This is a genomic window from Nitratireductor rhodophyticola, assembly GCF_019891355.1.
GTDB lineage: Bacteria > Pseudomonadota > Alphaproteobacteria > Rhizobiales > Rhizobiaceae > Nitratireductor > Nitratireductor rhodophyticola.
Genome location: NZ_JAHSSF010000003.1, coordinates 718873 through 742988 on the forward strand (window position 1 = coordinate 718873; position 24116 = coordinate 742988).

25 protein-coding genes are annotated in these 24116 nt (G+C 61.5%); 11 read left to right on the forward strand and 14 right to left on the reverse strand.

The annotated features are described in order from the left end of the window. Positions 1-8: 8 nt before the first annotated feature. From pmtA to dnaK, 4 genes are all read right to left on the reverse strand, one after another. Positions 9-626 (reverse strand): phospholipid N-methyltransferase PmtA, encoded by a 618-nt coding sequence (gene pmtA / locus KUG85_RS14530; RefSeq protein ID WP_065816715.1) that lies wholly within the window; start codon positions 624-626, stop codon positions 9-11. A 111-nt stretch (positions 627-737) separates the two neighbouring features. Then, the gene (dnaJ, locus tag KUG85_RS14535) at positions 738-1862 is read right to left on the reverse strand and encodes a molecular chaperone DnaJ (protein WP_223005694.1); all 1125 of its coding nucleotides are present in this window, start codon (positions 1860-1862) and stop codon (positions 738-740) included. A 154-nt stretch (positions 1863-2016) separates the two neighbouring features. Then, positions 2017-3123, reverse strand: coding sequence for an acyltransferase family protein (locus tag KUG85_RS14540; RefSeq protein ID WP_223005695.1), 1107 nt, complete (start codon positions 3121-3123; stop codon positions 2017-2019). A 125-nt stretch (positions 3124-3248) separates the two neighbouring features. Continuing rightward, positions 3249-5162: a molecular chaperone DnaK gene (gene dnaK / locus KUG85_RS14545; protein ID WP_065816712.1), complete on the reverse strand. Its 1914-nt coding sequence runs from the start codon at positions 5160-5162 to the stop codon at positions 3249-3251. 511 nt (positions 5163-5673) lie between these two features. Here dnaK and KUG85_RS14550 point away from each other — a divergent pair. After that, positions 5674-6135, forward strand: a complete 462-nt coding sequence (locus KUG85_RS14550) for a cell wall hydrolase (RefSeq protein ID WP_255606414.1) — start codon at positions 5674-5676, stop codon at positions 6133-6135. Between the two features lie 14 nt (positions 6136-6149). Here KUG85_RS14550 and KUG85_RS14555 read toward each other — a convergent pair whose 3' ends face one another. Next, positions 6150-7136 (reverse strand): Gfo/Idh/MocA family protein, encoded by a 987-nt coding sequence (locus KUG85_RS14555; RefSeq protein WP_223005696.1) that lies wholly within the window; start codon positions 7134-7136, stop codon positions 6150-6152. A gap of 217 nt (positions 7137-7353) precedes the next feature. On the opposite strand from KUG85_RS14555, the gene rhuM reads away from it, so the two are divergent. Continuing rightward, positions 7354-8373: a RhuM family protein gene (gene rhuM / locus KUG85_RS14560; protein ID WP_223005697.1), complete on the forward strand. Its 1020-nt coding sequence runs from the start codon at positions 7354-7356 to the stop codon at positions 8371-8373. A gap of 6 nt (positions 8374-8379) precedes the next feature. Here rhuM and pheT read toward each other — a convergent pair whose 3' ends face one another. The 8 genes from pheT to infC form a co-directional block, all read right to left on the reverse strand. After that, a complete protein-coding gene (gene pheT / locus KUG85_RS14565; RefSeq protein WP_223005698.1) occupies positions 8380-10785 on the reverse strand; it encodes a phenylalanine--tRNA ligase subunit beta in 2406 nt (801 codons plus the stop codon). 4 nt (positions 10786-10789) lie between these two features. After that, complete coding sequence (locus tag KUG85_RS14570; protein WP_223005699.1) at positions 10790-11212, reverse strand: ASCH domain-containing protein; 423 nt, start codon at positions 11210-11212, stop codon at positions 10790-10792. Then, positions 11212-12297 (reverse strand): phenylalanine--tRNA ligase subunit alpha, encoded by a 1086-nt coding sequence (pheS, locus tag KUG85_RS14575; RefSeq protein ID WP_223005700.1) that lies wholly within the window; start codon positions 12295-12297, stop codon positions 11212-11214. The genes KUG85_RS14570 and pheS overlap by 1 nt, the downstream gene beginning before the upstream one ends. Further along, the gene (locus KUG85_RS14580; protein WP_223005701.1) at positions 12294-13181 is read right to left on the reverse strand and encodes a BUD32 family EKC/KEOPS complex subunit; all 888 of its coding nucleotides are present in this window, start codon (positions 13179-13181) and stop codon (positions 12294-12296) included. The genes pheS and KUG85_RS14580 overlap by 4 nt, the downstream gene beginning before the upstream one ends. Positions 13182-13267: 86 nt before the next feature. Further along, complete coding sequence (rplT, locus tag KUG85_RS14585) at positions 13268-13669, reverse strand: 50S ribosomal protein L20 (RefSeq protein ID WP_007009055.1); 402 nt, start codon at positions 13667-13669, stop codon at positions 13268-13270. 37 nt (positions 13670-13706) lie between these two features. Beyond that, entirely contained in the window at positions 13707-13907 is a 201-nt protein-coding gene (gene rpmI / locus KUG85_RS14590; RefSeq protein WP_007009054.1) for a 50S ribosomal protein L35, read from the reverse strand. Positions 13908-14106: 199 nt separating this feature from the next. Continuing rightward, positions 14107-14742 carry a methyltransferase family protein gene (locus tag KUG85_RS14595; RefSeq protein WP_223005702.1) on the reverse strand — a complete coding sequence of 212 codons (636 nt, stop codon included), beginning with the start codon at positions 14740-14742 and terminating at the stop codon, positions 14107-14109. A gap of 163 nt (positions 14743-14905) precedes the next feature. Beyond that, the gene (gene infC, locus KUG85_RS14600; protein ID WP_081487733.1) at positions 14906-15448 is read right to left on the reverse strand and encodes a translation initiation factor IF-3; all 543 of its coding nucleotides are present in this window, start codon (positions 15446-15448) and stop codon (positions 14906-14908) included. Positions 15449-15627: 179 nt separating this feature from the next. Here infC and KUG85_RS14605 point away from each other — a divergent pair, with 179 nt between their 5' ends. The 3 genes from KUG85_RS14605 to KUG85_RS14615 all read left to right on the forward strand — a co-directional run bounded on the left by KUG85_RS14605 (position 15628) and on the right by KUG85_RS14615 (position 17854). Then, on the forward strand, positions 15628-16401 hold the full coding sequence (locus KUG85_RS14605; protein ID WP_223005703.1) for an alpha/beta hydrolase: 774 nt from the start codon (positions 15628-15630) through the stop codon (positions 16399-16401). Between the two features lie 162 nt (positions 16402-16563). After that, the gene (locus KUG85_RS14610) at positions 16564-16995 is read left to right on the forward strand and encodes a DUF2852 domain-containing protein (RefSeq protein WP_223005704.1); all 432 of its coding nucleotides are present in this window, start codon (positions 16564-16566) and stop codon (positions 16993-16995) included. A gap of 94 nt (positions 16996-17089) precedes the next feature. Beyond that, a complete protein-coding gene (locus KUG85_RS14615) occupies positions 17090-17854 on the forward strand; it encodes a M48 family metallopeptidase (RefSeq protein ID WP_065816703.1) in 765 nt (254 codons plus the stop codon). 161 nt (positions 17855-18015) lie between these two features. On the opposite strand, the gene KUG85_RS14620 is transcribed toward KUG85_RS14615, so the two are convergent. After that, positions 18016-18345 carry a GIY-YIG nuclease family protein gene (locus tag KUG85_RS14620; protein ID WP_223005705.1) on the reverse strand — a complete coding sequence of 110 codons (330 nt, stop codon included), beginning with the start codon at positions 18343-18345 and terminating at the stop codon, positions 18016-18018. Positions 18346-18588: 243 nt separating this feature from the next. Here KUG85_RS14620 and KUG85_RS14625 point away from each other — a divergent pair, with 243 nt between their 5' ends. From KUG85_RS14625 to KUG85_RS14650, 6 genes are all read left to right on the forward strand, one after another. Then, positions 18589-19254 (forward strand): phosphoribosylanthranilate isomerase, encoded by a 666-nt coding sequence (locus KUG85_RS14625; RefSeq protein ID WP_223005706.1) that lies wholly within the window; start codon positions 18589-18591, stop codon positions 19252-19254. Between the two features lie 10 nt (positions 19255-19264). Then, entirely contained in the window at positions 19265-20485 is a 1221-nt protein-coding gene (trpB, locus tag KUG85_RS14630) for a tryptophan synthase subunit beta (RefSeq protein ID WP_223005707.1), read from the forward strand. A 2-nt stretch (positions 20486-20487) separates the two neighbouring features. Then, the gene (locus KUG85_RS14635; RefSeq protein WP_065816700.1) at positions 20488-20730 is read left to right on the forward strand and encodes a hypothetical protein; all 243 of its coding nucleotides are present in this window, start codon (positions 20488-20490) and stop codon (positions 20728-20730) included. A 114-nt stretch (positions 20731-20844) separates the two neighbouring features. Further along, positions 20845-21684: a tryptophan synthase subunit alpha gene (gene trpA / locus KUG85_RS14640; protein ID WP_223005708.1), complete on the forward strand. Its 840-nt coding sequence runs from the start codon at positions 20845-20847 to the stop codon at positions 21682-21684. Between the two features lie 42 nt (positions 21685-21726). Further along, positions 21727-22683, forward strand: coding sequence for an acetyl-CoA carboxylase, carboxyltransferase subunit beta (gene accD, locus KUG85_RS14645; RefSeq protein WP_223005709.1), 957 nt, complete (start codon positions 21727-21729; stop codon positions 22681-22683). Between the two features lie 50 nt (positions 22684-22733). Then, positions 22734-24077: a bifunctional folylpolyglutamate synthase/dihydrofolate synthase gene (locus KUG85_RS14650; protein ID WP_223005710.1), complete on the forward strand. Its 1344-nt coding sequence runs from the start codon at positions 22734-22736 to the stop codon at positions 24075-24077. The last annotated feature ends 39 nt before the right edge of the window (positions 24078-24116 follow it).

The following is a 24116-nucleotide window of genomic DNA, read 5'->3' on the forward strand; positions in this document are numbered from 1 at the left end:
GTGAAAAATCAGTGTTTGCCGCGGCGGTAGACCCAGAGCTGCGTCGGCGGAATGTTGCGCAGCACGAAATCGAAATGCTCGACCGTATAATCGCCCTGTCCGGGCGGGATGGGCGATTTCGGTCCGTAGGTGAGCTGTATCACGGGACGCCCGTCGGGAATGCGATCAAGCAGGGAATCCAGATAGGCGATGCGCGCTTCAACAGGGAAGTTGAGCAGGGGCACTCCGGAGATGACACTATCGAAGACCCGTGGCGCCCTGTCTCCCAGGGCCTGCGTCAGCGTCTGGTCCAGATTGAACGCATCGCCCTGAATGACGTGCACTCCGGGATAGGTTTCCCGCAGGTGCTTGACGAAATCCGGGGAGTATTCGACCGCATAGAGGTTTTCGGGTTTCACGCCATGGGCCAGAATGGCCTTTGTGATGACGCCTGTGCCGGGCCCCACCTCGAGAACCGGCAGGCCGGAATCCGTGTTGATGACCGAGGCCATTCGCCTCGCCGTCACGCCGCTTGTTGGAATGATGGAGCCGACGGCCTTCGGTTGCTCGATCCAGCCGCGAAAGAAACGCAGTTCTTCTCCAAAGCGATCCGCGATGGCCTTGCGTACATCCAAGCCCTTGCTCATCTTCCCGGCGTCCTCCGTCACGTTCCCGATCTCCCTGCGGCCCTGTCAGAATGCCCGGCCGCATAAGAACAACCGGGCAACGGCCCGGTGGTTCCTCTTAGCACGGTTTGGCTACTCACCGAAGGATTCGAAGAAGTCCTTCATCCGCGAGAAGAAGCCAGCCGACTGGGGGCTGTTCTCCTTGGAGGAAATGTTCTCGAACTCCTCAAGAAGCTCCCGTTGCTTCTTGGTGAGGTTTTGCGGCGTTTCTACGGCCACCTGAATGTAAAGATCGCCGACCTTGGGTTGCCGGAGAACCGGCATGCCTTTTCCGCTCAGGCGGAACTGCCGCCCGTTCTGGGTGCCCTCGGGCACCTTCACCCGGGTCTGTGTCCCATCGAGCGTGGTGACCTCGAAGGCGCCCCCGAGGGCCGCCGTGGTCATGGAAATCGGCACCTTGCAATAAAGGTCGGCTCCGTCGCGCTGGAAGAACTCATGCGGCTTGACCGAAAGGAAGATGTAGAGATCGCCCGCCGGTCCGCCGCGCAGGCCCGCTTCGCCTTCACCCGCAAGGCGGATGCGCGTGCCGTCTTCGATGCCGGCGGGAATGTTGACCGAGAGCGACCGCTCCTCGGCCACGCGTCCCTGGCCGGAGCATTTTGGGCAGGGGTCGGAAATGGTTTCGCCACGTCCCTGACAGGTCGGACAGGTGCGCTCGATGGAGAAGAAGCCCTGCGCGGCGCGCACCCGGCCGGAACCGTGGCACATCTGGCACTGTGTCGGCGAAGTGCCGGGCCTGGCACCCGTGCCTGCGCAGTCGTCACAGGCCACGGCTGTCGGCACGCGAATCTGCCCGGTCTTGCCCGTGAAAGCCTCTTCGAGGGTGATTTCCATGTTGAAGCGCAGATCCGCGCCATGCTGGCGGCCACCGCGGCGTCGTCCGCCGCCGCCCATCATGTCGCCGAAAATGTCTTCGAATATATCGGCGAATCCGCCGCCGCCGCCGAAGCCACCACGACCGCCCATGCCGCCATTCTCGAAAGCGGCGTGACCGAACTGGTCATAGGCTGCGCGCTTCTGAGGGTCGCGCAGCGTCTCGTAGGCTTCGTTGACTTCCTTGAACTTCTGCTCGGCTTCGTCGTCGCCCGGATTGCGGTCAGGGTGATACCGCATGGCGAGCTTGCGAAAAGCGCTCTTAAGTTCCTTCTCGTCGGCGTTTCTCGACACGCTGAGCGTCTCGTAAAAATCTGCCTTCATCAATGAGAGTCCCGCATAGTCTATCTGGAGCGAACACCGTTCCCCGATCAGTGCCCGTTATTTAGGTATTCGCGACAGCGAATGCCATAGTTTTCATGAGATTGCCAGCCATGTAAGCGCGGTAGCGGCTCCATTTGGCGGCATCGGGCCGCTTTCAGTTGACCTCGGCCGCGGCCCTGGCCGAAGCGGGTTTCGGCCGTGCAAGACCGGCGGCCCGCAACAGGTATCCGGACAGCGTGTTTTCGAAGAAGCGGAAAGACGCAATGGCGAAGATCACCGTCACCAGCATCACAGAGCCCGTATAGCCAAAGAAAAGCGCAATGGAATGCGACTGAATGTGGTGGCTCCACAGATAGGAAAAAAAGAGGCTCTCGGTAACCGGGTGCCAGAGATAAACACCGAACGAGACCGCGGCGGCCGGGCGCAGGAAGGCCGGATAGCTGTACCGTTCAGGATCGTTGCGCTCGACAAGCCCCGCCAGGAAGACCGCGACCGCCAGCAGAAGCAGCGTCACATAGATGTTCAGTTGCAGCAGCATGGAGGCGCAGGCAAGCAGGATGGCGGCCCAGGCGGGCCATCGCGCTGAAACCGTCAAGGCAGAGCGGTGCACGAGAATCGCGAGCAGGGCGCCCAGAATAAAATCGGCGAAGGTGCGGTATGCGCCCCAGGTATCGGCCATGACCCAGCTTTCGAACGGCATCACGCCTGAGCGCACCATCAGCTCCAAAGTCGCGTAGCAGGCGAAAAGCAGGACGAAGAGACCGGCCAGCCCGGCACGACGAAAGGCAACGATGATGACGGGCAGCAGGAGATAGGCAAACCACTCCGCTGAAAGCGACCAGGAGACAAAGTTGAAGGAGAGCCTGTCTTCCACCCCCCAGGCCTGTATGAGCAGGAGGTTCGACGGCAGCGCGCTCCAGTCGTAGAGCTGCGGCTCTCCACCGGTGCGCAAGACGCCCACGGAGACGAGAAGGCCGATCAGAACGAAATAGGAAAGCGTGGCAAGGTGGAGCGGGTAAAGGCGGATCAGTCTCTTGTAGAGATAGATGCCGTAGCTCCGGGCATCGCGGACCTGCTCTCCATAACGCGCGAAAATCAGAAAGCCCGATATGATGAAGAACATGTCGAGCAACGGCCTGAGCGGCGCCAGTTCGTTTTTCAGGGCAAGCCCGTCACCGGGCGCGAAATGCCCGAAGTGGTAGAGCATGATCAACAGCGCAGCGACAAAGCGCCATATCTCGAAGAGCCGGTACCGGATCATTAGCCTCCCCCTGGCCAATCCGCAGTCTTTATTTTGCCGGCAAGTCTATTGGGAGGGGGTTTAAGAAGATGTGAAAAAGCCCGGGACGCAAATCCCGGGCTTTTCTGGTCGTTCTGTCAGGGTGTTCAGGCCGACTTCTTGTCGTCCTCGTCGATTTCCTCGAAATCGGCATCCACGACATCATCGCCCGAAGCCTTTGCATCGGCAGCAGCGTCTGCTTCTGCCGCTTCTGCCTGACTTGCCTCATACATGGCCTGGCCAAGCTTCATTGAAGCCTCGGCGAGGGCATTGGTCTTGGCCTTGATGTCCTCGGCATCGTCGCCTTCGACAGCGGTCTTCAGCTCGGCGAGCGCGTCTTCGATGGCCTTTTTCTCCTCTTCGGAGACCTTGTCGCCATACTCGCCAAGGGACTTCTCGGTCGAGTGGATAAGGGCTTCGGCCTGGTTCTTCGCTTCCACGGCCTCGCGGCGCTTCTTGTCGGCCTCGGCGTTGGACTCGGCGTCCTTCACCATGGTCTCGATCTCGTCGTCGCTGAGACCGCCGGAGGCCTGGATGCGGATCGCCTGTTCCTTGCCGGTGCCCTTGTCTTTCGCGGACACGTTGACGATGCCGTTGGCATCGATGTCGAACGTGACCTCGATCTGCGGCACACCGCGCGGTGCGGGCGGAAGGCCGGTCAGGTCGAAGCGGCCCAGGCTCTTGTTGTCGGCAGCCATCTCGCGTTCGCCCTGGAACACGTTGATGGTCACCGCATTCTGATTGTCCTCGGCGGTCGAGAAGACCTGGCTCTTCTTGGTCGGGATCGTCGTGTTGCGGTCGATCAGGCGGGTGAACACGCCGCCCAGCGTCTCGATGCCCAGCGAAAGCGGGGTCACGTCGAGCAGCAGAACGTCCTTGACGTCGCCCTGCAGAACGCCGGCCTGAATGGCAGCACCCATGGCAACCACTTCATCCGGGTTCACGCCCTTGTGCGGCTCCTTGCCGAAGAAGTTCTTCACTGTCTCCTGAACCTTCGGCATGCGTGTCATGCCGCCGACCAGAACCACTTCGTCGATCTCACCGGCATTCATGCCGGCATCCTTGAGCGCCGCCTTGCAGGGCTCGACGGTGCGCTTGACCAGATCCTCGACGAGGCTCTCGAACTTGGCGCGCGTCAGCTTCATGGTCAGGTGCTTCGGACCCGACTGGTCGGCGGTGATGAAGGGCAGGTTGATCTCTGTCTGCGAGGCAGACGACAGCTCGATCTTGGCTTTCTCGGCAGCCTCTTTGAGGCGCTGAAGGGCAAGCTTGTCCTGCTGCAGGTCGATGCCCTGCTCTTTCTTGAACTCGGCTGCGAGATACTCGACCAGACGCATGTCGAAGTCTTCACCGCCGAGGAACGTGTCGCCATTGGTGGACTTCACCTCGAACACGCCGTCGCCGATCTCGAGGATCGAGATGTCGAACGTGCCGCCGCCAAGGTCGTAGACGGCGATGGTCTTGCCGTCCTTCTTGTCGAGGCCGTAGGCGAGCGCGGCAGCGGTCGGCTCGTTGATGATGCGCAGCACTTCAAGACCGGCGATCTTGCCGGCGTCCTTGGTGGCCTGGCGCTGGGCGTCGTTGAAATAGGCGGGAACGGTGATGACCGCCTTCTCGACCTTCTCGCCGAGATAGGATTCAGCCGTTTCCTTCATTTTCTGCAGCGTCATCGCCGAAATCTGCGAGGGCGAATAGGTCTTGCCATGCGCCTCGACCCAGGCATCGCCATTGTCGGCCTTGACGATCTTGTAGGGGACCAGCTTCTTGTCCTTCTCGACCGTGGGGTCGGAGAAGCGGCGGCCGATCAGGCGCTTGATTGCAAAAAGGGTGTTTTCCGGGTTGGTGACCGCCTGGCGCTTCGCCGGCTGGCCGACCAGACGCTCGTCCGAATCCGTGAAGGCCACGATGGACGGCGTGGTGCGTGCACCTTCCGCGTTCTCAATAACCTTGGCGTCCTTGCCGTCCATGACGGCGACGCAGGAATTGGTTGTTCCGAGGTCGATACCGATAACTTTTGCCATGTCTTCTCTCCGCAAAGCAGACTGTCAGGACCCATTCCGGCGTTCCAGATGACAGCCCCTGTTCACACGAATTTGCTGCGGCCGCATCTCTGGGCGAAACGCACCGAACAGCTTCCGGGCGTATATAAGAACGCTATTTTTGCAACGCAAGGCGGGATTTGCCTCGATTTGGAACGAACCGACCGCCTGTTCGGCAAAGCGCGTCTCCGCCAGCCCCGCCCCGTGCGCGCCGGCCATTCATATCGACATTTGAAACAAAGCCAATTTGTTTGCGCGCATAGGTTGTGTAATTGCTTTTTATCTGGGGGCAGACGGGTGTGGCATCGGCTCGGTGCCCGCAGGAGTGCCGATGCTCGCAGAAAGTCTCGTGTCTGGGGGATTGTACGTTTCTTCTTTGCTTCAGGCGGTTCCGGCATGGGAGCCCGGCACCGTTTTTCCGGTCGCCTCCAGCGCGGTTGCGGACGTGAGAGGCACGGGGTCTCATTTGCAGCGGCGTTCGGCTTTCCGCGCAATGTTGCCATCCCTCAAAAGGGAGGTCGAAACGACCTGTCTCTCTGCCGCCGTCTATCACGAAGCGCGGGGCGAGCCTCTGAGCGGACAGAGGGCGGTTGCAATGGTGATCGTGAACCGTGTTCGCTCGCCATCGTTTCCCCGTACCATCTGCGGCGTGGTGTTTCAGAATGCGCACAGGCCATACCGCTGCCAGTTCTCTTTCACATGCACCGGTATTGCTCTTCTCCCGAAGGAAAAGCGGCCATGGCGTCTTGCGCAGGAAATCGCCGCATCCATGCAGAACCGCACGCCAGACTGTCGCGTCGAGACCGGATCGGAGGATGGCGGCCTGCACGCCGTGAGTGCTGCCACGCACTATCACGCCAGCTATGTGCGGCCTGGGTGGGCGCGGCGTCTGCACAGGCTGGGGCGGATCGGAAGACACATCTTCTTCACCGGAAAGGGCGGGGATAAGGCCTGAATGCGGTTGGGTTCTTAAACGGCCTCCCAGCCATCATGGCCAGCAGCGCGATAGATGGCGTCGATCAGCTTCTGGTTCTTCACCGAATCCTCAAGTGTGAAGATCGGCGTTTTCTCTCCCTGCGCCGCCGCCACGATGGCTTCCGCCTGCAATCGGTATTGCCGCGCGCGAGGAAAGCGGTAGACGCAGGCGCTGTTGTGATCGGCGCTGAACATCGTCACCCGCGTGTCGCCGTAATCGGGTGTGTTGAAGGGTGCATTCACTTCGATGAAGCCTCTGTCGCCGTGGAACACCATGCTCTGGCGAAGCGCCATCTGTGTCGACACGTAGAAGCTCAGCTCGAAGGACCCGAAATCGGCCTTGGCGCTTGAATAGATGTCGGTGCCGAAGGTGGGATCGCGCTCCACCATGGCCTGCACGCGTTCGGGCTCCAGGCCGGTGGCAAAGCGCGTGGTCACCGTCGGATAGACGCCGATGTCGGGAAGACCGCCGCCGCCGAGCTCTGGCCTGTTGCGCATGTTTTCGGGATCGACATTGTGATAGCAGAACACGCCCTGCACATGCCGCAGCCGCCCGATGGCACCTTCAGCAATCAGGTCGCGCACCTTGTGCCATTGCGGGTGATAGGTGACCATGAAGGCTTCCGACACGACGACATTGTTGCGGTCGCGCGCCTCGATCACGCGGGCAATATCCTTGGCGTCCAGCGCCAGCGGCTTTTCCACCAGAACATGCTTGCCGGCATCCGCCGCCTTGATCGCCCAGGCAACATGGTCGGAGGTCGGCAAGGGAATATAGACGCCATCCACATCGGGCGAGGCGAGAAGCGCGTCATAGGAAGAAAACACGTTGGGGATACCGAAGCGGTTCGCCACGGCCTGCGCCTTCGACGAATCACGGCTGGCGACCGCCGTCACGACGCCGTTTTCCGAATCCTGAATCTGCGGAATAACCTGCTCGCGACCAATCCTGGCCGTCGAAAGAACGCCCCAACGGAACATACACTTTCCTCCTGTTTTGCGCAGGCAAACACATAGAGCATTTTGCCGTCAGGTGGAATCACCTGACGTCTGCACAAATGCGGGAAGAGAGGGAAGGATTGAGCGGAGCGGCGTTTCTATGAAACGGTGATCCGCTCTATGCCGGGGATTGAAAACCGGCAAGGTTTCGCGCGTCATTTTGTTCTGCTAATGTTCTGGAAACCCCTTGGAGAGGCGCATGAAAGCGGATGAACCCGTCCATCTCGTGGAAGATGCAGAAACCGGAGACCGGTTTCTGATTTACGATGGTGAAAAGGGGCTCCGACTCGACATTCGCTACGAGGGCGAAGCGCTCTGGATGACGCAGGAACAGATTGCGCGGCTTTTCGGGCGTGATATCTCGGTTATATCCCGGCACATTTCGAATGTGATTGCCGAGGGGGAACTGGAGCAGGAGAGCAATTTGCAGAAAATGCAAATTGCTCGGTCGACAAAACCAGTCACGCTCTACAGCCTCGACATGATCATTTCAGTCGGCTACCGCGTCTCCTCCGCGCAGGCGACCCTGTTCCGACGCTGGGCCACGGGAATTCTGGTTCAGTTTGCACGCAGCGGCTTTGTGGTGGATTCAGCGCGCCTCAAGCAGGAGCGCGACCGCATCGCCGAATTGCGGGAGATCATCCGCGACATTCGCTCGGATGAGGCCAATGTCTATCGTGAACTGCAAGCCATCTGCGCACTCTGTCAAGACTATGACGGCAGCGCCGCAAAAGCGCAGAGCTTCTTCCAGAAAACGCAGGCCAAGCTGATCTATGCAGTTGTTTCGCAGACACCCTCGGAAGTGGTAATGGCACGCGCTGATCATCGCCTCGAGAATATGGGACTGCAAAGCTGGCCGGGCGACACGATCCGCAAGCGGGACGTGACCGTCTCCAAGAACTATCTTGCCGAGGCCGAAATCAGTGAACTCAACCGCCTGACCACCATCCTTCTGGATATCTTCGAGGATCAGGCCAAGCTGGGCCGATTGGTTGTCATGGAGGATGCAACGCGGCTTCTCGACCAACAGCTCGAAAACCTTGGCCGGGCCGTCCTGCGATCGGGCGGCAGTGTGAGCGCGGATGCTGCAAAGGATCATGCGCGCGCGGAATTCGAGCGGTTTTCCAAACAACAAAAGATCGAGCGCCACAAAAAAGCGGACGAGCACATTGCTGCACTCGTCCGCGAAGCGAAACGGTTGCCGAAAGGGCGCCGCTGAACGCTATCAACCCCGCAGCGTGCCGCCGGTCTGTTTGCCGACATTGGCGACGATGCGGCCGGCGATGGCTTCGAGCTCTTCATCCGTCAGCGTCTTGTCGCGCGGCTGGATCGAGACTTCGATGGCAACGGACTTCTTGTCTTCGCCAAGCGAGGCGCCCTCGAAAATGTCGAACACGCGCACACCGGTGACGAGCTTCTTGTCGGCTGCCGCCGCCGCCCGCTCGATGGTTGCCGCCTCGACAGACTTGTCGACCACAAAGGCGAAGTCGCGCCGCACGAGCTGGAAGGGCGAAAGGTCGAGGCGCGGCTTGGTGCGTGTCGCCTTGGCCTTTGGTTCGGGGATCGCGTCGAGGAACACCTCGAAACCGCAGATCGGCCCTTCGGCATCCAGTGCCTCCAGCGTGCGTGGGTGGATTTCGCCGAATGCGGCGAGCACGATTTTCGGCCCAAGACGGATCGTTCCCGAGCGACCGGGGTGATACCATGCGGGGGCCTCCGCGACGATCTGCAGCTTGTCCACCGGAGCGCCCGCAGCCTCAAGGGCCGCCAGCGCATCGGCCTTGGCATCGAACACGCTGACGGAGGCGCTGTTGCCCGACCAGTGCCGTCCCGCGCCGTCCATCACCGCTGTGCCGCGACGAATGCCGCCCGCAACACGGCGCTGGCCTTCATAGCTGTCGTTCTCATAGGTGCTCGACACTTCGAACAACGCCACATCGGCATAGCCACGCGCGGCATTGCGCTGGGCGGCTGCGATGAGGCCCGGGAGAAGCGAGGGGCGCATGTCCGACATGGAAGCGGCAATCGGGTTGGAAAGCTTGAGGGAAGCGTTCCCGCCGCCGAAGAGCTTTGCCTGGGTCTCGTCGATGAAGGTCCAGGTGACCGCCTCCAACATGCCGCGCACGGCCAGCGCGCGGCGCGCCTGGCGGGTGCGGTTCTGCAACACGGTGAGGATCTGGCCGTTGACCGCGCCATGAGAGGGCAGGGGCTGCGGCGCGATTTCGTTGACACCGTGAATGCGCATCACCTCTTCCACCAGATCGGCCTTGCCGTCGATGTCCGGACGCCAGGACGGCACGGACACGTCCAGCACCTCGCCATCGCCGGTGGAGGTAAAGCCGAGGCGGTTGAGAATGTCTTTGCTCTCAGTGCTTGAAACCTCAAGGCCGGTCAGGCGCTTCACCTCGCTCACCGGGAAGGTGATGCTGCGTGGCTCATAGCCTTTGTATCCAACCACGCGGCTTTCCGTCGGCTCGCCGCCGCACAGGTCGAGAACGAGTTGCGTGGCAAGCTCAAGGCCGGGTTCCATCATCTCCGGGTCGACGCCACGCTCGAAGCGATAGCGCGCATCGGTGATGATGCCTAGGTCGCGGCCCGTGCGGGCAATGTTCATCGCATCCCATAGGGCGGATTCGATCAGCACATCCGTGGTGTTCTCATCGCAACCCGAATGCTCGCCACCCATGATGCCGGCAATGGACTCAACGCCGTTTTCGTCGGCAATGACGCACATTTCCGGCGTCAGCTTGTATTCGCGCTCGTCGAGCGCCAGCACGGTCTCGCCATCCTTGGCGCGGCGTACAGTGAGATTGCCTTTCACCTTGGCGGCATCGAAGACGTGGAGCGGGCGGCCCCGGTCGAAGGTCACATAGTTGGTGATGTCGACCAGCGCATTGATCGGACGCAGGCCGATGGCCGTCAGGCGCTGCTGCATCCATTTTGGCGAGGCGCCATTCTTCACGCCGCGCACGAGTCGCAGCGCGAAACCGGGGCAAAGCTCCGGTGCTTCGATGGTCAGCTCGACAGGGCAGGCCCCCTTGCCCGCCACCGCGGCGATGGGTGCCTCCTTCAGCGTGCCAAGGCCCGCCGCCGCAAGATCGCGCGCGATGCCGTGAACGCCGGTACAGTCTGGCCGGTTCGGCGTCAGGCCGATCTCGATCACCGGATCGTCGAGCTTCGCCCAGCTTGCGAATGACGTGCCAACGGGCGCGTCCTCGGGCAGGTCTATGATGCCGTCATGCTCGTCCGACATCTGCAATTCGCGCTCCGAGCACATCATGCCGTGGCTTTCCACACCGCGGATCTTGCCGACAGAGAGCGTGACGTCGATGCCGGGCACATAGGTTCCGGGCGCGGCAAAGGCGCCGACGAGACCGGCACGCGCATTGGGCGCACCGCACACCACCTGAACCGGCTTGCCGTCGCCCGTGTCGACGGAAAGCACGCGCAACCGGTCGGCATCGGGGTGCTGCTCGGCGGTCAGAACCTTGGCGATCACGAAGGGCTTCAGCGATGCCTTGTCATCCACCTCCTCGACCTCGAGGCCGATCATGGTGAGCTTTTCGACAATCTCGTCGAGCGTGGCGTCAGTCTCAAGGTGCTCCTTGAGCCAGGAGAGCGTGAATTTCATGGCATCATTCCTTCGGGTCTTGCCGTTCCAGGATTTTCACCAGCCGGAACCGCTCGCAAACCAGTTTCATATCGGGGCTGAAGCCGCCATTTCGCTGGAAATAGGCTTCATGTCCCTCGCGCCAGCATGTCAGCGAGAGGTCTCCCTCGCCTTCGGCGCGTGCAAAATCTTCGTCCACTTCGTCAAAGCGGCGAATGGTAACCTCTACCGTCTCTATGACGGCGGCAGGGCGTCCCTTGCCGTCAAGGACGATATCCTGCCGCCCAACCTGCGGCATCGGCTCGCCGCCGGTCTCGAAGTCGTTCAAGGCTCCGCAGGTCGCCGTTTTTTGCCCGGCAAGCACCAGCTCCAGCAGTTCATCTGCCAGTGCCGGGCTGTCGCCGAACGCGAAACGAACCGCCTCGCCATGGCTGTCGGGCGAAGTCATCAGGCGCTCAATCCGCCGAACAGTGTCGGCAGGTCCAGCGGACGGAAGCCGTAATGCTCGATCCAGCGCACATCGGCGTCGAAATAGTCGCGCAGGTCCGGCATGCCGTATTTCAGCGTGGCGATGCGGTCGATGCCCATGCCCCAGGCAAAGCCCTGATACTCGTCCGGATCGAGATTGCAGGCGCGCAGCACATTGGGGTGGACCATGCCGCAGCCGAGAATCTCCATCCAGTCATTGCCCTCGCCGAAGCGCACTTCGCCCGGCTGCGAGCGGTCGCACTGGATGTCCACTTCCAGGCTCGGTTCGGTGAAGGGGAAGAAGGAGGGGCGGAAGCGCATGTTGAGCTGCGGCACTTCGAAGAACGCCTTGCAGAACTCCTGCAGGACCCACTTCATGTTGGCGACATTGGCTGTCTTGTCGATGACCAGCCCTTCGAGCTGGTGGAACATGGGCGAGTGGGTTGCGTCCGAATCCTGCCGATAGGTCTTGCCGGGAATGACGATGCGGATCGGCGGTTCCTGCGTCTCCATCGTGTGGATCTGCACCGGCGAGGTGTGGGTGCGCAGAAGCTTGCGCTCACCCTTCTCATCCGGCGGGAAGAAGAAAGTGTCGTGCATCTCGCGGGCCGGGTGGCCTTCAGGGAAGTTCAGCGCCGTGAAATTGTAATAGTCGGTCTCGATGTCCGGCCCTTCGGCGATGGAAAAACCCATGTCCGCGAAGATGGCCGTGATCTCGTCGATCACCTGGCTGATCGGATGAATGCGGCCGCGCTCGGCGGGTGCCCGCCGCACGGGCAGGGTGACATCCACTTTTTCGCGCTCGAGCCGTGCGTCGATGGCGGCATTGCGCAGTGCGTCGCGTCGTTCGGTCAGCGCTTCGGTGACGCGCGCCTTCAGCCCGTTGATTGCGGGGCCCATCACCTGCCGCTCTTCCGGAGACATGGAGCCAAGCGTCTTCAGCATCTGCGAGACCGAGCCCTTCTTGCCGAGCGTGGCGACGCGCACGGCGTCGATCTCCTGCTCGTCGGCGGCAGCTTCGATCTGCCCGGCGATGGTCTTTTCCAGTTCCTCGAGTTCGCTCATGCCTCGTAGCCCCTTTTGGGTTTGATGTCGTGCTGGCTCATTTCTGCGGGCGTGGCCGCCGCGTTGCCGAGAGCCGTTTTCAAAAACCGTGTTGCTTTCAACACGCGCTTGCCGTCGCTGCCAAGCCCCCAATGCTCGATTGCGCCGAGAAGGGGGACGAGCGGCGCGAAAAATCGAATAATCCGCCGCAGTTCTTCCGCCACCAGCCGCGGCGGCTCGGCGAAATAGGCATCGAATGCACTTTGCGGCGTGTCGGGCCGCTTCGCCTGCATGCAGATCTGCAGGAAAAGAAGCCACACATCGCGCGCCTGCGCCGTCGCCAGCGGCATGGCGGCTTCGGGCTCTTCTTCGAAGTCGACAAAGCCCCAGCGGCCGTCGCCGGTGATGAACATGTCGCGCGGATGTGGTCTGCCATGGCACAGGCCGAGGTGATGTGCTTTGCATAGGGCCTCCGCCGCCTGCACCAGAAGCCCGTCATGGGCGCCGTCCTCGCCATGACGCGCCAGCATATCGAGCTCGCTCTGGGCGATGGGAGCGACATTCGAGAGCACCAGAACCCGGTCGTTGCGGAACAGCAGTTTTGCCGTCGGCAGCCCTGCCTTTCGGAAGGCATCGAGCTTGCGCACTTCGCGCTCGATGGCGGACGCGGTGTTCGTGCTTGGGGAGGCGCGCAGGAAGGCGGCAGGCATCAGCGGCGTCAGTGCCCCATGCAGCCATTGGGCGATCGGCTGCCGCTCCACGTCATAGCGTTTTATCCAGACGGTATGTCCATCCAGCACGGTTGATGAAACACGCTGATGCTCACCGGTGATGAGCAGGCGCAGCAGCGCCGCCGTCGCCTCCGGCGAAAGGACGTCCTGCTCGTGTCTCGTCTGGTTGTCCATGGTCATCATCGCAAAGAAAAACCCGCGCCAGCCCTGCCAGCGCGGGTTTCCCGAATTAAACCTGTTTGCTTCGGGAAGCGCCAGCCTTAAGCGACAGCGCTTTCAAAAGCATTCGGGGTGGTGTCCTTGAGGTACACGAGCGCTTCCTTGGACTTCTTCACCAGAGCGGCGAAGGCCTGCGGCTCATGCACGGCCATATCGGCCAGAACCTTGCGGTCGATCTCGATGCCGGCCTTGTTGAGGCCGTCGATGAAGCGGCCATAGGTCAGGCCGTGTTCGCGTGCGCCGGCGTTGATGCGCTGGATCCACAGAGCGCGGAAATTGCGCTTGCGGGCCTTGCGATCGCGGTAGGCGTATTGCATCGACTTTTCGACCGCCTGCTTGGCGATGCGAATGGTGTTCTTGCGACGGCCGTAGAAACCCTTGGCGGCTTTCATGACCTTCTTGTGCTTGGCGTGGGCGGTAACGCCCCTCTTTACGCGTGCCATGACATGATCTCCTTAAATCTGTTCCGGGTTCCTGCGATCACAGGCCGTAGGGCATGAACTTCTTCACGATCTTCGTATCGGGATCGGAAAGAACCATCGTGCCGCGGGCGTCGCGGATGAACTTGTTGGAACGCTTGATCATGCCGTGGCGCTTGCCAGCGGCTGCGACTTTCACCTTGCCGGTGGCGGTTACCTTGAACCGCTTCTTGACAGAAGACTTCGTCTTCATCTTGGGCATTTTGCTTCTCCGTTCTTTCGCCTGCGCCGGTCTGCGGAAAAGCGCGCCAGTTGGCATCGGCTTCCCACAGTGTCGCGCATGCGCATTTCAGCATTAAGGACCGCCACGGCATGCCCTGCCGGCCGGTCCAGGAACGCGGCCTTATAGCGGCGGCGGGCGGTTTGCGCAACTCCTGATTTGACCGCGTTGCGGCGCCGGCTCAGTAGAGACGGAACAGAATGGGCAGCAGTCCGAGATCCTGGACATACTCCACCAGCTCGAAGGCCGGCATGGCCAGGAAGAAGATCAGCCCGTCCCGCAGCGTGCCATAAAGCCGCTCGGGCAGAATGGTCAGCGTCTTTGGATCGTGGAAGAGCTTCGGGTTCGGGATGAAGGCCGGCACGCGTACCAGGTACGCGTCATAGGCCTCGCCGAAGGTTTCGCGCAGGTGGTGTTCTTCCCGGTGCGTGGTGATGCTGAGAATAAAGGCCGCCAGAACGCCGCAGATAGCCGCAACCACCATGCTTCCGGTCTGGGCACCTACCCCCATCGCTCCGATGGTGGAGAAAAGATAGAGCGGATTGCGCGTCATGGAATAGGGGCCGTCCTGCACGAGTTCTGCTGCCTTGCGCCCGCCAATATAAAGCGTGCACCAGAGCCTGCCCGCGATGGCGATGCCGATCAGGCCGAGCCCCGCTATCTCGATGATTTCCTCGATATCTATGCCGAGAGGCTGATAGTGCGCCCAGCCCGAGTGGAAGAAGAGAACGAAGCCACAAAGCAGCGCCGCGATAAGCCAGAAACTCGCGATGCGCAGGCGCTGGAACTGCCCCAGCGCAATTTGATGGATCGACATTCTCATATCCCTCGATGATGGTTTGCTACAGCGCCGTGCATGCTCTTGGGCGCACGGGGTACAATGCGTAGGGACAGAATGCGGCGCATTTGCGAAAGAAAAAGCCGGAGCGAGCCCCGGCTTGTTGTCGTGTTGGTGTGCGTCTTTACGGGCGCAGTGCCAATCAGGTCGTGCGCGGCGCCAGAACCATCATCATCTGGCGGCCTTCGAGCTTCGGCTCGGCTTCCACCTTGGCAATTGGCTCGACCTCTTCCTTGACCCGGTTGAGGAGCTGCATGCCGAGTTCCATATGCGCCATTTCGCGGCCGCGGAAGCGCAGCGTCAGCTTGACCTTGTCGCCCGCCTCGAAGAAGCGGCGCACGGCCTTCATCTTCACCTCATAGTCATGGGTGTCGATGTTCGGACGCATCTTGATCTCCTTGATCTCGATGGTCTTCTGCTTCTTGCGCGCCTCGGCAGCCTTCTTCTGGCTCTGATACTTCATCTTGCCAAGATCGGTGATCTTGCACACGGGCGGCTTGGCGTTGGACGCCACCTCGACCAGGTCAAGGCCGGCTTCCTCGGCAAGACGCAGGGCATCTTCCGTGTCGAGAACGCCGCGGTTGTTGCCCTCGTCGTCGATGAGCTGAATCTGGGGAACCCGGATGTCGCGGTTTGCGCGCGGGCCTTCTACTTTCTGAGGCGGCGCTTTGAATGGTCTGCGAATGGTCGTGATCTCCTCGAATTGTTAAATCACTGGTTACGGCATTGTCTTCAGGCCGAGGCGTATGTCGTCTCGGCAGGCGAAGTGTCAATAGCATATAAGGGCAAAAGAATCACGTTTCTCGTTTTGCCTGAATGGGAATGCGTGTGATCGATGGTTGGTTCCGGCATGGGAGACAGTAGATGAGTGAGGGCAGGGCGAGCTTTCTGACGATCGGCGATACGCAGATCGCATACCGGCGTCGGGAGGGCCGCGCACCGGGCGTCGTCTGGCTGGGCGGCTACAAATCCGACATGCTCGGCACCAAGGCCGAGGCGCTGGATGGATGGGCCGCTGAAAGGGGCCACGCCTTCCTGCGGCATGATTACTCCGGTCATGGCGAATCCGGCGGCGCATTCAAGGATGGCACGATTTCGCTTTGGCTGGAGCAGAGCCTCGGTGTCTTCCGGGCTTTTACCGAAGGGCCGCAGATCCTTGTCGGATCGTCCATGGGGGCGTGGATCGCGCTCCGCATGGCGCAGGAACTGAACCGGGCAGGTGAGGGCGACCGTCTCGCCGGTCTTCTGCTTCTGGCTCCCGCTCCCGATTTCACCAGCGAACTGGTCGAGCCCAAACTGTCTGACGCAAATCGGCGGGAGCTTGAGGAGAAGGGCTATATGGAAGAACCTTCCGAATATTCCGACGAGCCCTACATCTATACGCGCGCGCTGTTTGAAGACGGCAAACGCAATCTGGTGCTCAATGGCATTCTCGATACTCACTGCCCCGTCCATATCCTTCAGGGCAAGGCAGATCCCGACGTCCCCTTCACCCATGCCATGCGGCTGACCGAGCATCTGCCGGCAGACGACGTCACACTGTCGCTCATTGGCGACGGCGACCACCGGCTTTCCAGGCCGCAGGACATCGCCCTGATCCTGCGGTCACTGGAAGGTTTGACCGACCGCGTCGTTTAGATCCGTTGCCGGGGTGTCGCAGAATTCCGCAAATAAATACCGAAAAAACAATGATTTGCGCGATTCTCGTTTATCAATTCCTTGAATCTGGGAAAACAGCCCCCATCTCGAAATCATGCAGCTTCCCGGGGGTTGCATGCTCAAGGAAAGGAACGGGTGAACATGACAAATTCTGCGCTTATCCGTCCCGCCTGGACGCCTGCGACGATTGCTCTGATGGTGGTGGGTTTCATGGTGTTCTGGCCGCTCGGCCTCGCCATGCTCGCCTACATTCTGTGGGGTGACCGGCTCGGGGAGTTCAAGAAGGACGTAAACCGAAAAACCGATGAAGTCTTTGCCGGCTGCCGGCGTGCATCAAAACGCCATGCGTTTACAGGCAACGTTGCCTTTGACGACTGGCGCACGAAAGAGCTGGAGCGCCTCTCCGAGGAACGCCGCAAGCTCGACGAGATGCGCGACGAGTTCGACGATTATATGCGCGAGCTGCGTCGGGCCAAGGATCAGGAAGAGTTCGATCGTTTCATGAACGAACGCAACAAGGGTCGCAAATCGGGCCGCGGCAAGTCCGTCCCGGATGTGACCGACGAGGCCTGATCCGGTGGACAACAGGTAAACGGTTGAAACGGCATCTCATTGAGGTGCCGTTTTCTTTGCGCGTTTTTCTCCACGAATCGCTTATTCTTTCCCAATGGCGCTTGGTTTCCTCAACAAGATGATCGGGCTGAAAGTGGCGGCTCCCCCGGCCGAGCGCATGCACCGCGTTGCCGGGCGCGAACTGCCGCTGCGCATTGTCGAAAATGCCAGAGCAAGGCGTCTCACCCTGCGCATCGAGCCGGGTGGGCGTGGGCTTCGCGTTACCGTGCCGCCGGGCCTCTCCCGCTCCCGCGAGGTTGAAGAGTTTCTCGACCGCCACACCGGCTGGCTTGAGGAAAAGCTGAAAAAACTGCCTGAGCGTCCTCTGGTCCGGCCGGGCATCAAGATCCCTGTGCGCGGCGTGCCGCATCTCATCGTGCACGATCCTGCTGGTCGGGGTGCTGCGCGGCTTGCCACTGAGGAAGGTGCCCCTGTGCTCATTGTACCGGGTGATGGGGAGCGCCTGCCGCGCCGGGTCGCCGACCTCCTGAAGCGCGAGGCCAAGCGCGACATCGAGGCGCTGGTGGCAAAGCATACCGCATCAATCGGCAAACGCGCCCGCGCCATCCGTTTTCGCGATACGAAGAGCCGCTGGGGGTCATGCACCTCCGACGGTGCGCTCTCCTTCTCCTGGCGCATCATGATGGCTCCGCCGCTGGTAATCGACTATCTGGTCGCCCATGAGGTCGCGCATCTGAAAGAGATGAACCACAGCGCCCGCTTCTGGAAACTCTGCCGGGAGCTGTGCCCCGAAACGGATCGCTGCAGGGACTGGCTGAAGCGCAACGGCACCGCCCTGCAGGCCATCGGGTTTGAGTGACGGGCGGGCTTTGCCGGGTCTGTCTCTGAGGGCAGGTTTGCCTGATTGCTATTGAGATGTCAGTGCCAGGCGCCCTCGCCCTTCGACAGGCTCAGGATGAGGGCTGTTGAGATGCTGGCGTGCTTCTTCAGTCGCTTCGTGCGGCGATGCTGAAGTAGCCCTCATCCTGAGCTTGTCGAAGGGCGAGGGCGCCTGGCACTGACATCTCCCCGCCCGCTCCGCGACAGTTCCGGCAACGCTTCATAGTCAAGCGCAATCAGCGCTTCTTTCTTGGCCCGAGACCAGCCCTTGATCTGCCGTTCCCGGGCAATTGCATCGAGCATGCGGTCATAGGTTTCGGTAAAGACCAGTTTTACCGGGCGGCGAGACTTTGTATAACTTTCAAGAACCCCCGCATTGTGCTCCCACACACGCGCTTCAACCGGCTGCTTGGTCAATCCGGTGTAGTAAGAGCCATCCGCGCAACGCAGGATGTAGACCGTGGCTTCCATTGCGCTTTCCGCTAGAACGTTAAATGCACTTACAAATTGCATTTCATTCGAACCACTGAGTCAAGCGCCCTCGCCCTTCGACAAGCTCAGGATGAGGGCTGTTGAGATACTGGCGTGTTTCTTCAGTCGTTTTGTGCGGCTACGCTGAAGTAGCCCTCATCCTGAGCTTGTCGAAGGGCGAGGGCGCCTGGCGCGACCGCCTCCAGCCTCGACTCCGCCGCCATTTCGTGCCACTTCCGTGTTATGACACTCGACGTGAAAATCTGCGGGCTGAAGACCGAAGATGCCATGGCGGCAGCACTCGATGGCGGTGCGAGCCATATCGGCTTTATTTTCTTCGAGAAAAGCCCTCGCCATGTGGAGGCCGATACGGCTGCAAGCCTGCGAAAAGCAGCCCTTGGCCGCGCAAAGGCTGTTGCCGTCACGGTCAATGCCGATGATGCGGGACTGGATGCCATTGTGAGCGCGGTCAATCCTGATATTCTGCAGCTTCATGGCGGCGAAAGCCCGGAGCGTGTCGCCGAGGTGAAAGCGCGCTACGGCCTGCCGGTGATGAAGGCGTTCGCCATCCGCGAGGCGACCGATCTGGAGCGGATCGGGTCCTATCGCGGCATCGCCGACCGGTTCCTTTTCGATGCCAAGCCGCCGAAAGGATCCGAGCTTCCCGGCGGCAATGGGGTCTCCTTCGATTGGCAGCTTCTGGCGGGCCTTGACGATAACGTGGATTACATGCTTTCCGGTGGCCTGAACGCGGCCAATATCGGCGCGGCCCTGAATGCCGTGTCGCCGCGCGGAATAGACATTTCGTCTGGCGTTGAAAGCGCGCCCGGCGAGAAAGATCCGGAACTGATACGCGCGTTCTTCGCCGCCGTCCGGCTGGCGCTTGAAACCGACACGGTTCCGGCATGAGGAGAACGCCTTGAACAAACCGGCAGAACCCAATTCCTTCCGGATCGGCCCTGACGATGAGGGCATGTATGGGATCTTCGGCGGCCGGTTTGTGGCCGAGACGCTGATGCCGCTGATCCTCGATCTGGAGAAGCACTGGAACGAGGCGAAGGACGATCCGGCGTTTCGCGCCGAGCTCGAGCATCTGGGCCGCCACTATACGGGCCGTCCCTCGCCGCTCTATTTCGCAGAACGGCTCACCGAACATCTGGGCGGCGCGAAGATCTACTTCAAGCGCGAGGATTTGAACCACACCGGCTCGCACAAGATTAACAACTGCCTCGGCCAGATCCTGCTCGCCAAGCGCATGGGCAAGACCCGCATCATCGCCGAGACCGGGGCCGGTCAGCATGGCGTGGCCTCGGCCACCGTGGCCGCCCGCTTCGGCCTGCCCTGCGTGGTCTATATGGGTGCGACCGATGTGGAGCGGCAGAAGCCGAATGTCTTCCGCATGCATCTTCTGGGCGCCGAGGTGAAGCCGGTCTCTTCGGGTCATGGCACGCTGAAAGACGCCATGAACGAGGCGCTGCGCGACTGGGTGACCAATGTTGAAGACACCTATTACCTGATCGGCACCGCAGCAGGCCCGCATCCTTATCCCGAGCTGGTGCGCGATCTTCAGGCGGTGATCGGCACGGAAGCGCGCGAACAGATCCAGGAACTGGAAGGCCGGCTGCCCGACGCCATCGTGGCGGCGGTGGGCGGCGGCTCGAACGCCATCGGACTGTTCCATCCCTTCCTCGATGATCGCCAGGTGGCGATCCACGGCGTCGAGGCTGGCGGGCACGGGCTGGCGGGTGACGAGCACTGCGCCTCCATGACGGCTGGCCGTCCGGGCGTGCTGCATGGCAACCGCACTTATCTTCTGCAGAATGACGACGGGCAGATCCTCGACGGGCATTCGGTCTCTGCCGGGCTCGACTATCCCGGCGTCGGGCCGGAGCACAGCTGGCTGAAGGATTCGGGCCGTGTGATCTATTCGCCCATTCTGGATGATGAGGCGATCGAGGCGTTCCAGATGACGACGCGGCTTGAGGGCATCATCCCGGCGCTGGAATCGGCCCATGCGATTGCCCATGCGATCAAGCTTGCGCCGACCATGGGCAAGGACCAGATCATGATCGTCAATTTCTCCGGGCGCGGAGACAAGGACGTGCATACCGTTGGAAAGATGCTCGGCATGGAGATGTAAGCATGTTCGAAATCTATCGCTCCAAGCAAAACCTGCACCACTATGTGGCCATTCGCCAGGACGACGATAGGGAAAATCCGAAGGGGATAAGGGCAAGCCAGAACCTTGCTTTCCTGACCCATGTGGCCGATGACGGCGCGCCACGCATCGCCTTCGACCCTGAAGAGGCGAAAAGCCGGATCGAGCGCGATGGCTTCTACGCCTTCGCCGTCACCATTGAAATCCGCGAACACGCTGAGGGATAAGCTGGTCGCATTGCATTGCCGCGTTCGTGATCGAGCGTAGAGGCCGCTGCAACCGCAAGGACTGCAAGACGGCGTGGGGGCGCCGCGCTGGACGTACGAGGACCCGGAACCATCATGACCACCCGCATCGACCGCCGCTTTGCGCGGCTGAAGGAAGAAAACCGCCCGGCACTCGTGACCTATTTCATGGGTGGCGACCCGGATTATGAGACCTCGCTCTCGATCATGAAGGCGCTGCCTGCGGCCGGCAGCGACGTGATCGAACTGGGCATGCCCTTCTCCGATCCCATGGCCGATGGCCCGGCCATCCAGGCCGCCGGCCTGCGCGCGCTGAAGGGCGGGCAGACGCTTTCCAAGACGCTCCAGATGGCGCGTGACTTTCGTGAAGGTGACGACGACACGCCCATCGTGATGATGGGCTATTACAACCCGATCTACATCTATGGCGTGGACCGCTTTCTGACCGATGCCAAGGAAGCGGGCATTGACGGGCTGATCATCGTCGACCTGCCGCCGGAGATGGATCAGGAACTCTGCGTTCCGGCGATCAAGGCGGGGCTGAACTTCATTCGCCTGGCAACACCGACGACGGATGAAGAGCGCCTCCCAAAGGTGCTGGAGAACACGTCGGGCTTCGTCTATTACGTGTCGATGACGGGTGTGACGGGCTCGGCGCTGCCGGACACGAACAATGTTTCAGCGGCGGTTTCGCGCATCAAGGAACACACGGACCTGCCGATCTGCGTCGGCTTCGGCGTGAAGACGGCGCGTCAGGCCAAGGCGATTGGCGAGGCGGCGGACGGTGTTGTGGTCGGCAGCGCCATCGTTGCGGCCATCGCCCAGTGCTACGACGCCGACGGCAAGCGGATCGAAGACCCCGCAGAGGCGGTGGCAACCCTTGTGAAGGGGCTGGCAGACGGGGTGCGGGAAGCGCGCCTTGCTGCTGCCCGATAATTGGCGCATCCTCGGAATGCGGTAAGAAAAAAGGCATATGGAATGAACTGGATCACCAGCTATGTGAGGCCGAAGATCAACTCGATGCTCGGCCGCCGGGATATGCCGGAGAACCTCTGGATCAAGGATCCCGAGACCGGCGAGATGGTCTTTCACAAGGATCTGGAAGACAATCTCTGGGTCATTCCCTCCTCCGGTCATCACATGAAGATTTCCGCCCGGGAGCGGCTGAGAAGCTTCTTCGACGGTGGCGAATATGAGGCGCTGGAAAGCCCGAAGGTCGTCACCGACCCGCTGAAATTCCGCGACGAGCGCCGGTATACCGAGCGCCTGCGCGATGCGAAGGCCAAGACCAACATGGAAGATGCCGTGCTGAGCGGCGTTGGCCGTGTTCAGGGGCTGGAGCTGCTTGCCACGGTTCAGGATTTCGCCTTCATGGGCGGCTCGCTCGGCATGGCCGCCGGCGAGGCCATCGTTCGCGCTTTCGAGACGGCGGTCGAACGCAGGCTCCCGCTGGTGCTCTATGCGGCCTCGGGCGGCGCGCGCATGCAGGAAGGCATCCTCTCGCTGATGCAGCTGCCGCGCACCACGGTCGCGCTCGACCGGCTGAAGGAGGCGGGCCTGCCCTACATCGTCGTGCTCACCAACCCCACGACCGGTGGCGTGACGGCATCCTACGCCATGCTGGGCGATGTCCACATCGCCGAGCCCGGTGCGCTGATCGGCTTCGCCGGCCCGCGCGTGATCGAGCAGACCATCCGCGAGAAGCTGCCGGAGGGGTTCCAGCGCGCCGAATACCTGCGCGACCACGGTATGGTCGACATGGTCGTTTCACGGCTGGAGATGAAGGAAACCATCGCCCGTCTGCTGAAAATCCTCTTGAAGGAAAAGGCAGACGCCGCGCCCGATATGGTGGAAGATGAAACGTCGGACGACGCCGAAACGGTGCCGGTGCCCGTCGAGGCTGCGGAAGCGCCAGCCGAACAGCCGAAGGCATGAGCGCTTAAAAGTTTGCCGGCTGAAAACCCCACCCTTCGGGCAGGACCCTGATGACCACTCTCTCCGCCGAGCGGGAAATCGAGCGCCTTCTGTCGCTCCATCCCAAGGGCTTCGACCTTTCGCTTGAGCGCATCACGCGCCTGCTCGAGCGGCTGGGCAATCCGCATCTGAACATGCCGCCGGTCATCCATGTGGCGGGCACGAACGGCAAGGGCTCGGCCACGGCCTTCGCGCGCGCCGTGCTGGAGGCGTCGGGCCGCATCGTCCATGTCCATACCTCGCCGCATCTGGTCAACTGGCACGAGCGCTACCGGCTGGGTGCGGAAGGCGGCGGAAAACTGGTTGAGGATGCCGTTCTGGCCGATGCCGTGGCGCGGGTGGCAGAGGCGAATGCGGGCGAAAAGATCACCGTCTTCGAGATATTGACGGCGGTGATGTTCGTGCTTTTCTCCGAGCATCCGGCGGATGCCGCGATTGTCGAGGTCGGGCTTGGCGGCCGTTTCGACGCCACCAATGTCATACCCCGTCCTGCCGCCAGCCTGATCATGCCGATCTCGTTTGACCACGAAGCCTATCTTGGCGATCGGGTGGAGCTGATTGCTGTCGAGAAGGCCGGCATCATCAAGCGGGGCTGTCCGGTCGTCGTTGGCCAGCAGCCGTTCGATGCGGCGCGCGAGGTGCTTGTCGACACCGCGGAACGACTGGCCTGCCCGCTCACCGTCTATGGCGAGGATTTCCTGGCGTTCGAGGAAAACGGCCGGATGATCTATCAGGACAATGACGGCCTGTTCGACATGTCGCTGCCGCAGCTTGCCGGCCGGCATCAGATCGCCAATGCGGCGGCGGCCATCGCCACGGTCAAGGCGGCGGGCTTTCCCGTTGGCCTGCGTTCGGCCGAGGCGGCGATGGAGCGCGTTGTCTGGCCCGGCCGTCTGCAGCGCCTGCCAAAGGGCGCGCTTTCGGAACTCGGGCCCGAAGGGGCGGAGATCTGGATCGATGGCGGGCACAACCCCGGTGCCGGCGAGGCGATTGCCGAGGCACTGGCTTCGGAGGAAGACCGATCGCCGCGCCCGCTTTTCCTGATCGCCGGCATGATCAACACCAAGGACCAGACCGGTTATTTCCGCGCCTTCGAGGGCATGGCCCGCCATGTTTATACGGTTCCGGTGGAATCGAGCGATGCCGGTGTGCCCAACGCAGAGCTGGCGGCGCGCGCCATGGAAGCGGGCCTTTCGGCCGAGCCGGTTCATTCGGTCGCCAATGCGCTGAAGCTTCTGCGCGATACGCTGGACGCCGGCCGCGACGGCACCGAACCCCCGCCCCGCATCCTGATTTGCGGCTCGCTCTATCTGATCGGCGCGGTTCTTGCCGAAAACGGCACCCCGCCGCGGTGAAGAAGCCTCATGAACGTCCATGCCGCCTTCGCCATGCTA